The organism is Ruegeria atlantica (genome assembly GCF_013032455.1).
Taxonomy (GTDB): Bacteria; Pseudomonadota; Alphaproteobacteria; order Rhodobacterales; family Rhodobacteraceae; genus Ruegeria; species Ruegeria atlantica_B.
Map to the genome: position 1 here is coordinate 143,155 of NZ_WQCF01000006.1, position 12,791 is coordinate 155,945.

Genomic DNA, 12,791 nt, shown 5'->3' on the forward strand with positions numbered 1-12,791 from the left:
GGCTATTTTTCTTTGCGCGTCGCGATGATCATCTCGAGCAGTTGTTCTTTCGTGCGACGGATGTGACGGGTCAACAGGGCACACGCGTCCTCAACTCGACCGGCGCGGGCCAGGGACAATAACTCACGATGATCTTTCTTCGCGGGTTCGCGTTGCTCCATGACACTCAGGTGCATGCGGACATATCGGTCGGATTGAACATTGACGCGTTGCAGGATTTCATTGCTCAATCCGCGCCCGGCCGCAGCATAAAGAGCCATGTGGTAGGCGTTGTTCAGACTACCCCAGCGGCCCACGTTATAGGCCTCATAGGACTTTTCCATCTCGTCCAGCAACCGGTCACATTCAAAGAAATCTGCGTCTGTCATCTGTGGGATGGCGCGTTGGAACAGATCCACTTCCAGCAGGATGCGCAGGTCAAAGATTTCACCGATCTCTGATAGAGAGTGCGAGGTGACCGAAGCACCCCGGTTGTTGGTCAGCTGCACCAAGCCCTCGGCATCTAATCGTTTCAATGCCTCACGGATCGGCATACGAGAGACATCATAATCCTCGGCCAGAGCTTCTTGCCGAATTGTTTCTCCCTCGACCATTTCACCACTCAGAATCCGCTCGCGCAGATCATTGGTAATGACTTCTGGCAGGCTTTGTCGGGGGATCGCGCGGGTTCTGGGCATCAGGATCGTCTCGGGCACTGAAAACTTGTATCCAAAATACAAAATGATAGGGAAATTTCCAAGCCCTTAGCCAACCGATAACGGTTACGTGTCGGTCAGCGTAACGGATTTTTTGTGCAGGTCGAAGAAAAGAGCCTAAAAATTTGGGAACTCGACTCGGAACCGAACTATACAATGGATCGAAGTTTGAATTTACAGCACATTGCCGACACTTCTTCTTGGTCTACAAGGCACGCCATGCGGACATATTTGAACCCGGTCACAGCATCGATGTTACATCCAATTTGATTTACGTTCGGAACCGAATGGATGAGTGTCGGGGCAATGCACCTGATCTATGGGACCCTGACGCGTTTATCTCCGTCATCATAGCATTGGCTTAGTAGAATGGGCGATATCATGAACACATCCAACACCCGCATTGAAGGCATGCGAATAGGGGGGAAGGTTGTTTTTACCGAGGCCACGATCCCTGTGCGCTATGCTTTTACCAACGAGGTTATTGGAACCGTCCCTGCAGGCACCGCCGAACACGTGCGAAAAGCTTTTGACGTCGCCGCTAACTACAGTGCCAAACTGACACGATACGAACGCAGCCAGATCCTGCGACGCGCTGGTGAACTAATTGGTCAAAAGCGGGAATACCTAGCGAAGTGGCTGACGCTGGAACTCGGCATCTGCCACCAGCATTCGATATACGAGACAAAGCGCGCGCAGGATGTCTTTCAGTTCGCCGCCGCCGAGGCGCTGAAAGATGACGGAGAGATTTTCTCGTGCGATCTGACGCCTAACGGCAAAGAGCGAAAGATTTTCACCAAACGCGAGCCAGTCAAAGCGATTAGTGCGATCACCCCTTTTAATCATCCGCTAAACATGGTCAGCCACAAGGTCGCTCCGTCGATTGCAACCAACAACTGTATGGTCTGCAAACCAACCGAACTGACCCCACTGACGGCTCTGAGTTTGGCCGATATTCTCTATGAAGCGGGTCTACCTCCCGAGATGTTCCAGGTTGTCACTGGCTGGCCACAGGACATTGGGGATGAGATGATCACCAATGAAAACATTGACATAATCACGTTCACCGGCGGCGTGCCGGTCGGTAAGATGATCGCCGCAAAAGCGGGTTATAAACGTCAGGCATTGGAACTGGGTGGCAACGATCCCCTGATTGTTCTTAACGACTTGAGCGATGCCGATTTGGAGAAAGCAGCGGCGATTGCCGTAGCTGGGGCCACTGGTAACTCTGGTCAGCGCTGTACCGCAATCAAACGCATTTTGGTGCAGGACAGTGTGGCCGACAAGTTTGTGCCCTTTGTGTTAGAGAAAGCCAAGGCGATCAAATTCGGCGATCCACAGGACCCCGAGACGCAACTGGGCTGTGTGATCAATGCTGAAGCGGCAGCGCTATTCGAAAAACGAGTATTCTTGGCTGAGGAAGAGGGCGCGGAAATCCTCTATCACCCCGGTCGTCAGGGCGCTCTGCTACCGCCGGTTGTGGTCGACAAAGTACCGTATGACAGTGAGTTGGTGATGGAGGAAACTTTTGGCCCCATCGTACCCATCGTACGCGTACCCGATGACGACGCCATGGTCATGGAAATTTCGAACAGTACCGAGTTCGGATTGTCCTCGGGCGTGTGTACCAATGATCTGAACCGCGCGATTGCCTATATAAACGGTCTGAATGTAGGAACTTGCAACATCTGGGAACAACCCGGCTTTCGGATTGAGATGTCGCCTTTCGGTGGCATCAAAAACAGCGGAAATGGCGTTAAGGAAGGCGTCATTGAAGCGATGAAATTCTTCACCAATGTCAAAACATATTCATTGCCCTGGCCGGGATAGCGGCGCGACTACCCCGGACGAAATCGATCAGGGTTTTTCATTTTAATATTTGGGCTTTACCCTTGCACAACTTCCTGTCGTTGCACGCCCAACCCCGCGATGCCCAGCTCAATCTTGTCCCCGGTTTTCAAATAGGTTTGCGGTTTCTGTCCCATACCCACACCCGGCGGCGTTCCGGTCGCAATTACATCACCCGGTTGAAGCGACATAAACTGGGACAGATGAGAGATCACGGTCGCCACACCAAAATGCATCGTTTCGGTCGACCCGTCCTGATAGCGGTGGCCGTTCACTTCTAGGTACATCGACAGCTTCTGTGGATCGGGAACCTCATCCCGCGTTACCAGCCAAGGGCCAATCGGGCCGAACGTGTCGGCAGATTTGCCTTTGACCCACTGGCCCGACCGGTGCATTTGAAAATCTCGTTCTGACAGATCATTGACTACGCAGTAACCAGCCACATGGTTCAAAGCCTCGGCCTCGGTCACGTATTTGGTTTGCTTGCCAATGACGACGCCCAGTTCGACCTCCCAATCGGTCTTGACCGAGCCACGCGGAATTTCAACGGTGTCATTCGGCCCCATGATGGCCGAGGTCGCTTTGAAAAAGACGATGGGTTCAGCAGGTAGCTCCAACCCACTTTCGGCAGCATGATCAGCGTAGTTCAAGCCGATGCAAACGAACTTTCCAACATGGCCGACACATGCCCCAAGGCGCGGTTCACCTTGGACAACCGGCAGCGAGGAAAGGTCGAGGCCGCGCAACTTTTCCAACCCTTCGTCGCTGAGTACTGCGCCCGAGATATCGTCGACGACTCCCGATAGATCGCGGATGTTGCCATCATCATCCAATACACCGGGCTTTTCCGCACCGACCGGTCCATATCGCAACAGCTTCATGTCCTGTTCCTTTGCAACTCGGATGGCACCGATTGGATCAATTCAATCTTGTCAACCAGTCAGCGCAAGGGACGAACCCCTTTGTTTCTTACATTTGTTCCGGCAGCAGATAAGCGGGCAGGTCTTGGTAGCAGACCGGGCGCAAGAACCGTCGGATCGATAGGGTCCCTACCGACGTTGCACCGAAGTTGGTTGAAGCCGGGTAGGGGCCGCCATGGACCATGCTGTCACAGACCTCAACTCCGGTCGGGAAGCCGTTGGCCAACAGCCGACCAGCCTTGCGTTCCAAAACAGGCACCAGTTTGCGCGCGATTTCAGCGTCGCCTGCGTCCATATGCAATGTGCATGTCAGTTGCCCTTCGATTGTACGGGCAATGTCGATCATCTGATTGGTGTCGCGTGCACGCACGAGGATCCCCGTAGGACCGAATACCTCATGATGCAGGCTGCCGTCACTTAACCAATCATCACCTGAGACAACAAACAGGTTTGGGGCCGCGTGGCGTGGCGCACTTTCGTTCTGCACGACTTGCTGAACTCCTGTTCCAGCAGCAAATTGTGCAACCCCGTCACGATATGCGTCCGAGATGCCGCATGTCAGCATTGTTTGCGCGGGAGTTGCAGCCAAAGCGGCCTGCGTTGCCGCCTGCAGCGCATCGGCGTTTTCACCGTCCACCACAATTGCGATGCCAGGGTTAGTGCAGAACTGACCGGCACCCATGGTCAAAGAGCCCGCCCAACCGCTTCCGATCTCCGCGCCTCGGACGGCTGCAGCTTCTGGCAAGACAAACATCGGATTGACCGAGCCCAGTTCTCCAAAGAATGGAATGGGGTCCGGGCGCTGAGCGCACAGATCGAACAGCGCCCGACCGGCGCGCAACGATCCAGTAAAGCCCACAGCACGGATCAATGGGTGTTGGGCAAGGGCGGTTCCAACATCTATTCCGTCGCTTTGAATCAAGGAAAACGTACCTGCCGGACTGTCAGTTGCTTTGATCGCGGCGTCTATGGCCTGTGCAACAATCTCACCTGTGCCGGGATGGGCGGGGTGGCCTTTGACAACCACGGGGCAGCCCGCCGCCAAAGCCGCGGCCGTGTCCCCACCCGCAACCGAGAACGCCAGCGGGAAGTTGGACGCTCCGAACACTGCGACCGGCCCCAAGGGACGTTGGATCATCCGCAAATCTGAGCGCGGCAGAGGCGCCCGTTCCGGCAGTGCAGGATCGTGTCGCAGGTCCAGGTAATCTCCAGCCTCGATATGATCCGCGAACAGGCGCAGTTGACCTACGGTACGACCGCGTTCCCCCTGCAGACGCGCTTCGGGCAAACCGGTTTCCTGACAGCCGATTTCCGTTATCGCATCGCCACGGGCATCAATCTCATCCGCAATCTTGCGCAGCAAAGCCGCGCGTTCAGAACGGGTGGACCAGCCAAATGTTGCAAAGGCCTCTTCAGCGGCGTGAACGGCACGATCAACGTGAGCAGGCGTACCGACTGAAAAGTCGTGACTGGGCCCATGTGCTGGGTCCGAGGGGAACGTCACCTCCGTTCCAATCCATTCTCCGGCAATAAGGTGCTTTCCAGTCAACATGTTAAAATCTTTCTTATTTTCAGGCCGCGTTTGGCGATGTTTCGCATCAGGTGAAGGGCATCAAAGATCCAGTCACGAATATCACCATGCTGGGTCGGGGTGAACAGGTCTCAGCGGAAAATATAGCCAATCCTTGCTTCAAAAACTCGGCTTATTGGTGTGGATTACAAAACCAGATTGGGCGCCGTTTCACACGGTTGTCTTATGCCGGGTCAAGAACGCATTTTCTCATTTCATAAGTTTCGCATATATGTGTTAGGCTTCAAGCAATGCATTTGTCACATTCTTTAAAGGTAGTTGATCCATTGCCAGAAAAACCCAACAGCGTATTTAAGCTGCGTCCACTGGAAAAGGCCGATTTAGAGGTAATTACGCCTTGGTTTCAGGACATCGAAGATCTCGCCCGGTTTGATCGCACGTCGCGCACGCCCTGGAATCTTTCGCAAACTGAAGAAGTGTGGAGCGATGCCTTCAACACTTCAAGCGGTAATGGAAAGTGCTGGTTTGTCGTCGAATCCGACAAGGGAAAGATTTTGGGATTGATTGGCCTCGACGCCATCTCGCCGATTAACCGGGACGCAGTTGTCGCTATGTTTGTTGACAAGTCTGCCAGGCGGCTTGGCATTGCGATCCGTGCTGTTGCTCTGGTTGTCGATTTTGCGTTTCGTCAACTGGGCGTGAACCGGGTGACCTCATACTATCGGAATGATAACCATATCAGTCGTGACCTTGTGGCCAGATTGGGGTGCCAGGTCGAAGGAACCATGCGGCAAGCCTGGTTTGCTGACGGGAAGTTTCACGACATGATCGTGGTTGGTCTTCTTCAAAAGGACTGGATGGAAAGACGCGCGGTCTTGGCAAAAGAACTCTGCCCCGAAACGATTGTATCTTTCGGATCAGAGGGTTCCACGAACTGGTCATGGCCGCCTCAGCTTGATAAGGGTGGCTAACGGGGTGTTTATTTGCTCTCAGACTGAAAATGTACTTTTTGATATAAAGTGACCATTGGGTTCCAATCCGGGCCCTGAGGCGAGTAATGAATGTGAATACCACGAGTCCAAACCCTTCCATTACGCAAAAACTGGGTGCAGTCCTGTTTGCCGACGTGGTCGGGTATTCCCGCTTGATGAGCGAGAATGAGATGGACACGTATAACGCACTGAAATCACTGCTTTATCAACTTGAGGAAACCTGTGCACGCTTTCAAGGGCGGGTGGTCGAAGTGCGCGGTGATGGCATCTTGGCCCTGTTTGAAACCGCGACAAGCGCGGTGGAGTTCGGGGTGGAGTTGCACCGTATCGCCAGTCAACACAATCAGGAGCGCGCTGATGACCAGCGAATCAAATTCCGCGCTGGCGTTCATCTGGGCGAGATTCTCATCGATGATCGCGGCATTCATGGTGACAACGTCAACATAGCAGCCCGGCTTCAGGAAATTGCTGAACCCGAAAGGGTTTACGTGAGCTCTGCAGTTTATGATCAGGTCTGCAACCGATTGCGTTATGGGTATGAATTTCTCGGCCCCAAACACCTAAAGAATATCCTTTCGCCTGTCTCAACCTATTGCGTCCGTAGCGAAGTCGCGGGCGCAACGATGGCCGGCACAATGCGGCCCGAGATTTTCGGGGATGTTTTGGAACGCCCTGACTCACCTTCGGTCGCAGTCCTACCTTTTAGCAGTCAGGGCGGAGATGAATCAGACAGTTGGATCGCCGAAGGGCTGACCGACGACATCATTATGAACCTGTCCAAGTTTCGCAATTTGTTTGTCATTGCGCGAAACTCATCCTTCTTTTTCAAAACTCAGTCGATGCCACCGAAGGAGGCCGCGCAAAAGCTGAACGTTCGCTACGTTGCAAGGGGTAGTGTGCGACGGTCTGCCAGCCGCATCCGGATAACGGCGGAATTGATTGATGCCACCACCGAGCGCACCATCTGGGGTGAAAGGTTCGACCGCAAGATCGACGATATTTTTGATATCCTGGACGAAGTGACAGAATGCATCGTTGCCGCCACCGCGGTTATGATCGAGTCACACGAAAAGCAGCGGATGATTCAGGCAGTTCCGTCTGATCTCGAGGCATATGGGTCGGTTCTTCAGGGCCAATATCATATCTTCAAATACACCCGGAACGACAACAGGAAAGCGCAAAGGTTCTACCAATCGGCACTTGATCGAGACGAAGGATATGCGCGTGCTGCGGCCGCCCTGTCCCGGACGCTGAACATCGACTGGCGATACTCTTGGGTAGACGATACTGCAGGCGCGCTTGACCAAGCCCTGACCTTTGCGCAACGATCAATCGAACTGGACCCAACGGATGCACGTGGTTTTGGCGAATTGGGTTATGTGCATCTGTATCGCAAGGAACATGACGCCGCTCTGCAATCCTATCAGCGCGCATTGGCCCTGAACCCAAATGACGCGGATATGCATTCGGATTTTGCTGACGCGCTGGCGCATTGTGGTGATAATGAAACGGCAATCACTCATATCCAACAGGCGATGCGGTTAAATCCATACTTCCCGGACCAATATCTGTGGCATCTTGGTGGGGCGTATTACAACCTCAGGCGCTATCAAGACGCCATTGACGCCGTCAACAAGATGAACAATCCCACCGAAGGGCAACGCCTGTTGGCGGCCAGCTATGCGCAGCTTGGCCAAACCGATCTTGCTCGTCAGATCGCGGATAAACATCGCGCCGCGCACCCGAATTTCTCATTGGCTCGTTGGGGAACCGTGCAGCCGGATAAGCTGGAAGACGACACGCAACATTTTGTTGAGGGCCTTAAAAAGGCTGGGTTTTGAATGATGAAAGGCCCTGCATAGCAAGGGCCTTTCGCGAAGGTATCCCGATTGATGCTTTATGACGCTTCCGCGCGTCAGTCTTCCGAACCTCGCGCTCGCGCGCCACTCACGCGGGCACCGCTCACGCGCGCGCCACTCACACGGGCACCGCTCACGCGAGCGCCACTAACACGGGCACCGCTCACGCGGGCACCGCTGATTGCCGGACTGTCGTAGCCGAAATAGATATCCAACAGAACCTGTTCGAACTGACCGGTCATTACATCCATGCGAATGGTGAAATCAGCCTTATCATAATTCCAAACCATCACATCGGCAGAAACCTGATAATCAGCCGCCGCAACGCCGCTTACCGAGGGGTCCAGAGGCGAACGAGCGTCAGCACCACCATTGCCGCTTGGAGCCGCTGCTTTTTCGCCTTCGCCATGTACCAAGAACACCGTCGGCTCAGGCAGCTCATAATACGTACCTTCATAGGCAAAGCCGTAAATACGGGCCAGGCGGGCATCGCCGCCAAATTGATCACCGATGAAATTGTTTGCGCCTTTGCCTCTTTGACGCTTTTCCACAAACAACTGGTTAGTCGTCGAGTCTTGCTTTTGGACCCAGAATGTACGCTTAAATTCCCGGCCGCGTTTTACATATACACTGGCCTCGTAATCGACCGTCTTTCTATCGACTAGATTGAAGGTGTCATCGGCCTGTTTCTCGGCCTTATAGATACCGGATACAATGTTGTCCGTGTCACCTTTCTGTATCAGAACCCGGTCGCCATCACGCAGTTTGACCCCATCAATACGGGTAATGCCGGACGGCAGGCTGTCTGCCTCACCAATCTCGTCCGCCAATCGCACTTTAATTTGTTTGATTTGAAGGTCTTTGACCTCACGCCCATATAACAGCACTTCGGAAAAACTGAGCAAGGACTCAGACATATCGTTTTCTCCCAGCTACGGGATCGACAGAGTCAGGACCCTAATCTCCCCCTTAAAACAAACCCGATCAAAAAATTCCGGGTAAATGAATTCCAATAATCACCCCCACCTTGCATGCCATAAAACTGCTTCAAAATAAAGGATTTTAGTGTCAATCCGGCACCTGCGTACGAACCGAGTTCGAGTGGCTGTCTTCTTCCGGATCGGGCAGGCGAGGCCCCGCAGTTATCAGGCCGATATCGCGCATTCTGAAATTGCCCTCGATAATGCGGCGGAATGCGCCGCCAGTAATTTCCTGATCAACCGCCAGCAAAGCCTTTTCCACCCCGAAATAACTAAGCAAATCCGCATCCAGCCGCTCCCAGGTGTCCGCCAGGTAGGTGCCCAGATAGTCGCGCGCCTCAAGCAGAGCGATGCGGAACCCTTCGGGGTTTTCGGCATAGCGCTTGTCGAAAATGCCCTGCATCACCTCGCTGTAATTCGGTGAGCCCTCCAATTTGTCCGACAAGTCTTCGTCTTCGGGCGAGATCAGGTCGTGGACCAAAAGGCGCTCGTGATAGATATCGACAAAAATATCGAACATCGCTCCGGTCAGGGGTTCCGATAACGCGTGTTCGCTTGACCATCCGGCGGCAAATTCCGAAAGCGACCGGTCGTTTGCTGCCATTCGGATCTGCGCGTTGTTCGACAGTTCGGCAAATCGGCTGAGGCGGTTGAACGTATAGAGGTTTCCCCGCGTGTTCTCGAGCAGTTTGTCTATGACAGACCCAAAGTGCAGTGAAGCCAACAGGGCGACCAAATCAGCTGCGGATTCGTGAAACCCATAATATTCACCCCCGGCGTCCCCATCCGAGGGCAACCCGATCACGCTGTATATGATAGCGTGGCCGATCTCATGCGCGACCACATCGAAATTCAGGCTATAGGGGCGGTATTCATCCCCGTGCTCGTGGGTTCCGCCGGTTTCCAAAAAACCCCAGCCAATGTGAGCGTTATCTAGACTGGGTAACAGTGACAGTTCCAGCCGTTCGAAATCTCGGCCGAAATGCCACGGGATCGGACGATCGAAATACCCCTGCCACACATCCATGGTGAAATGGGCCGACCCGAACAAATGGGCGGCCTCAAAGGCGGGATCGGACGGGTCGATATGGATGAAGTTGCCAAATTCATCGGGCATGGCGGGTGGCTGGATGTATCCATCCCACGGCGGCAGATACATGCCCGGCCCATTCGGACCTGGTACGATCGCACCATATGGAGTTGTTTTCCCCACCGGGTTGACGGTGTACATGCGCGGCCCTGACGGCCCCGGACCGATGCTGCCTTGTGGTGCCGAAACCTCGACCAGTTCCAGTTCGGCATTCGGCTCCAGAAATGGAGATTGTGGGAAAAGCAGAAACCGCGTCCCGGGCTCTTCCTCTTCGATCTGTTCGGGGTAGTTCACTTAACGTCCTCCCGTGTCGTGCCCGGACAAATCCAGCGGCCTTTCTTCTATTCGGCGGCCCCCGCATCGGTGCCAAAATGGCAATACAAATATTCAGCTTCAATCATTTCATAAAATGCATCACGCCCGGCCAGACCAAGCGACTGTGCATAAGAGTCAAGATCATCTGGCACCTCTTGGTCAAGACGAGATTCAAAATACCAAATCAGCACACGCAGACGATCTATCCCAACCGCACCTGTAGGGATGGAGCACCGGGCTTTGTCGACGGCCCGATCACGCAATTCTGTATACTGATCCAACCGGCGCAATTCGGACAGCAAATGCGCATCCAATCGGCCCGGGCGCGAAGTGACAGCCGCGTCAATCCGCGCGCCATCGGCCAGCATTGCTTCGTAGCTTTCAGCGTTCAGATCATTGGCCTCGATCCACTGCATCAGATCAGACCGGCGGGACAACCCCGCACTGGCCCTGTGATCGTCCATTTGCCTGACCAATTCGGAACGCTCGGGGTTCAGGTCCTGACGGGTCGCGTCCTCGTAAGACAGCAGGGCCAAGGCTGCGCGATCCCGTAAGCGCGTAAAGAGTTTGGGGTCCAGGCGCAGTTCGTCCAATACGGCGCTGTCGAAAACTTGTGGACTCGCATCCACCCGTGATCGCAGGGCCTTCCACATCAGGGTGCGTTCAGTTCGGGCAGGTTCCAGAGCGGGCAGGGTACCATCGGCCAAATAATCGGAGATACGCTCAAGCATGGCGCACGCGTCCCGGGCCTTGGCGTCGATGCGACCTGTTGGCAGCCATTCCGTGAACGCGGTCATTCCGGGCAATGCGGCTAACGCTCCAAGGATGTCTGGCCAAGCACGTTGGCGGTAGTGCAACGCCTTTGCATAGCGCAATATCTCAGCAGCGGAATCTGGCGGTAAGATCTTGTCGTTCTGAGCTTTTGATACTGTCGCACGGATTGACACCATCGGTTCACTTAATGGCCGAAACGCCAGTTCGGCTGGACTGTGCAGAACCGCGACCTCATCATCATCCTGCAATACGCCGCTGAGGAAGTCTTCAAATATACCACCAACGCCGATCATTCCGAAATCGGCCAGTTCGGCGGCGCGCAATGCCCCCATGCTGGCGCTGCCAAAGACTGGAATTCCCTGTTCAATCGCCCACAGGATTTCCTTGTGCCAGACCGCCGGAACACCCTCGAAAAACCCGTCAATGATGCCGATCGCATCCGGCTTATCGCGCGCAACTCGGTATACGTCGCCCTGCCGGACAGGGGGGAGAATTTCAGCATCCAGACAGTCTGACACCGCCTCGGGTGAAAGCGTCGGGCCTACAAAAACTACGGCCGTCATGTCAGACCCTCTGAAATGCGAAGTGCCCGAGGGCCGGGGACATAGTCAGGATCATCATGAGGTGCCTCAAGCCCAGGGATAACCGCGCGAACCACCGCGATGTCGAATTCCGGGCGTGACAAATCCAACATAACCACCTGCGAGATTCCCACACTAGCAAGCCGCTGCAAAAGTAGCTCCAGATCTTCTTCGAAAGACCCTGTCACATGGGATGGGCAGGTGGCGAAGCATTGACTTGCATCAGCACCTTCAATCAAACCGCGCGCATAGCGGTCGCGTTCGAATTTTGCCTGATCTGTGAATTCTTCCGGGTCCAGATCATCCCGCGCACCGGAAATATAAGTCAGCCGCGTTTGTGCGGCCTCGGTCAGCGCCCTGAGCAAAGCAATCGCGCGGTCCGGATGGCAGCCATCACCAATACCGATATGGCCCGGTTGCCCACCTCCTTCGCAGATAACGCAGCGAAAACTCGCAATCTCGATATCCGAGGTTGTATTCCACAGTCCAATCTCTAACCCGGCCGCTGTAATCATCTCTATGGCCTGACGACAACGTGGATCATCAACGCTATCCACATTCAGTCGCGGAGGTGCTGTATTTTGAAACCACAACGCCGTCGCGTCCCGTTCAATCAGTTCGCAGATCGCGTGACAGCTGGCCTCGGCCACGCTGTTTCCCGAAGCCAATCCGTTGGTTGATCGGGGAAAGGCCTTCTGACCTCCGACCGGGGCTGCCGTATAGTCTGTGTCAACCATCTCAAGCGGCACCCAACACGGAACATCTGCACCTACATCCTGCCCCAAAACCCAAAGAATGTTCGCGTGGGGATCAAAGCGCCCGCCGCTTACACGCGGCAATCCGGCGACATCCACAACATTCGTTTCCAGTGAAAGATCGGCATATCTGGCAAGGCGCTGGGGAAGCTGAATCCTCTCAGCGTGCCAGGACTCAATCGCCTCCATCACACCGGATGCTTCGGCGGCACGCAATGAAAGACCTTTGCCCAGAGACACCGCAACCGACCGTGAGTTTGGTCGCGCAACCATTACTGTCGGCAACCCGACCCGGTCCAGCCCAGTCAAGTTCGCAATCCGGGTGATCCCTATGTCCTTCAAAAACGGTTTCACGATCTCAAGTGTTTGCTCTGGATCGCGCAACCGATGCGTGTCCAGCATATATTGCTTTTGCGATCCGTCGGGCATTTAGCGGGCCTTGTTAAAATAT

The 12,791-nt window shown here is 54.5% G+C and carries 10 protein-coding genes; 3 read left to right on the forward strand and 7 right to left on the reverse strand.

The window, feature by feature from the left end; all coding sequences use genetic code 11:
• Window positions 1-2: 2 nt before the first annotated feature.
• A complete protein-coding gene (locus GOW93_RS12315; protein WP_170384509.1) occupies window positions 3-677 on the reverse strand; it encodes a GntR family transcriptional regulator in 675 nt (224 codons plus the stop codon).
• Window positions 678-1,076: 399 nt separating this feature from the next.
• Here GOW93_RS12315 and phnY point away from each other — a divergent pair, with 399 nt between their 5' ends.
• Window positions 1,077-2,525, forward strand: coding sequence for a phosphonoacetaldehyde dehydrogenase (gene phnY / locus GOW93_RS12320; protein ID WP_170384511.1), 1,449 nt, complete (start codon window positions 1,077-1,079; stop codon window positions 2,523-2,525).
• Between the two features lie 56 nt (window positions 2,526-2,581).
• Here the strand turns inward: phnY and GOW93_RS12325 are convergent, their stop codons facing one another.
• Window positions 2,582-3,424 carry a fumarylacetoacetate hydrolase family protein gene (locus tag GOW93_RS12325; RefSeq protein WP_170384513.1) on the reverse strand — a complete coding sequence of 281 codons (843 nt, stop codon included), beginning with the start codon at window positions 3,422-3,424 and terminating at the stop codon, window positions 2,582-2,584.
• Between the two features lie 88 nt (window positions 3,425-3,512).
• Window positions 3,513-5,015 (reverse strand): aldehyde dehydrogenase (NADP(+)), encoded by a 1,503-nt coding sequence (locus GOW93_RS12330; protein WP_170384515.1) that lies wholly within the window; start codon window positions 5,013-5,015, stop codon window positions 3,513-3,515.
• A gap of 269 nt (window positions 5,016-5,284) precedes the next feature.
• Between GOW93_RS12330 and GOW93_RS12335 the strand changes: the two genes are divergently transcribed.
• A complete protein-coding gene (locus GOW93_RS12335) occupies window positions 5,285-5,965 on the forward strand; it encodes a GNAT family N-acetyltransferase (protein ID WP_170384517.1) in 681 nt (226 codons plus the stop codon).
• Between the two features lie 86 nt (window positions 5,966-6,051).
• Window positions 6,052-7,827, forward strand: coding sequence for an adenylate/guanylate cyclase domain-containing protein (locus tag GOW93_RS12340; RefSeq protein WP_170384519.1), 1,776 nt, complete (start codon window positions 6,052-6,054; stop codon window positions 7,825-7,827).
• 74 nt (window positions 7,828-7,901) lie between these two features.
• Here the strand turns inward: GOW93_RS12340 and GOW93_RS12345 are convergent, their stop codons facing one another.
• From GOW93_RS12345 to GOW93_RS12360, 4 genes are all read right to left on the reverse strand, one after another.
• On the reverse strand, window positions 7,902-8,762 hold the full coding sequence (locus GOW93_RS12345; RefSeq protein WP_170384521.1) for a hypothetical protein: 861 nt from the start codon (window positions 8,760-8,762) through the stop codon (window positions 7,902-7,904).
• 151 nt (window positions 8,763-8,913) lie between these two features.
• On the reverse strand, window positions 8,914-10,209 hold the full coding sequence (locus GOW93_RS12350) for a hypothetical protein (RefSeq protein ID WP_170384523.1): 1,296 nt from the start codon (window positions 10,207-10,209) through the stop codon (window positions 8,914-8,916).
• 47 nt (window positions 10,210-10,256) lie between these two features.
• The gene (locus GOW93_RS12355; RefSeq protein WP_170384524.1) at window positions 10,257-11,567 is read right to left on the reverse strand and encodes a TfuA-like protein; all 1,311 of its coding nucleotides are present in this window, start codon (window positions 11,565-11,567) and stop codon (window positions 10,257-10,259) included.
• Window positions 11,564-12,769 (reverse strand): YcaO-like family protein, encoded by a 1,206-nt coding sequence (locus tag GOW93_RS12360; RefSeq protein WP_170384526.1) that lies wholly within the window; start codon window positions 12,767-12,769, stop codon window positions 11,564-11,566. The genes GOW93_RS12355 and GOW93_RS12360 overlap by 4 nt, the downstream gene beginning before the upstream one ends.
• Window positions 12,770-12,791: the final 22 nt, after the last annotated feature.

Excerpts from the sequence above, each read along its gene's own strand:
- GOW93_RS12315 (WP_170384509.1), bottom strand. The coding sequence starts at position 677 with ATGCCCAGAACCCGCGCGATCCCCCGACAAAGCCTGCCAGAAGTCATT.
- phnY (WP_170384511.1), top strand. The coding sequence starts at position 1,077 with ATGAACACATCCAACACCCGCATTGAAGGCATGCGAATAGGGGGGAAG.
- GOW93_RS12325 (WP_170384513.1), bottom strand. The coding sequence starts at position 3,424 with ATGAAGCTGTTGCGATATGGACCGGTCGGTGCGGAAAAGCCCGGTGTA.
- GOW93_RS12330 (WP_170384515.1), bottom strand. The coding sequence starts at position 5,015 with ATGTTGACTGGAAAGCACCTTATTGCCGGAGAATGGATTGGAACGGAG.
- GOW93_RS12335 (WP_170384517.1), top strand. The coding sequence starts at position 5,285 with ATGCATTTGTCACATTCTTTAAAGGTAGTTGATCCATTGCCAGAAAAA.
- GOW93_RS12340 (WP_170384519.1), top strand. The coding sequence starts at position 6,052 with ATGAATGTGAATACCACGAGTCCAAACCCTTCCATTACGCAAAAACTG.
- GOW93_RS12345 (WP_170384521.1), bottom strand. The coding sequence starts at position 8,762 with ATGTCTGAGTCCTTGCTCAGTTTTTCCGAAGTGCTGTTATATGGGCGT.
- GOW93_RS12355 (WP_170384524.1), bottom strand. The coding sequence starts at position 11,567 with ATGACGGCCGTAGTTTTTGTAGGCCCGACGCTTTCACCCGAGGCGGTG.
- GOW93_RS12360 (WP_170384526.1), bottom strand. The coding sequence starts at position 12,769 with ATGCCCGACGGATCGCAAAAGCAATATATGCTGGACACGCATCGGTTG.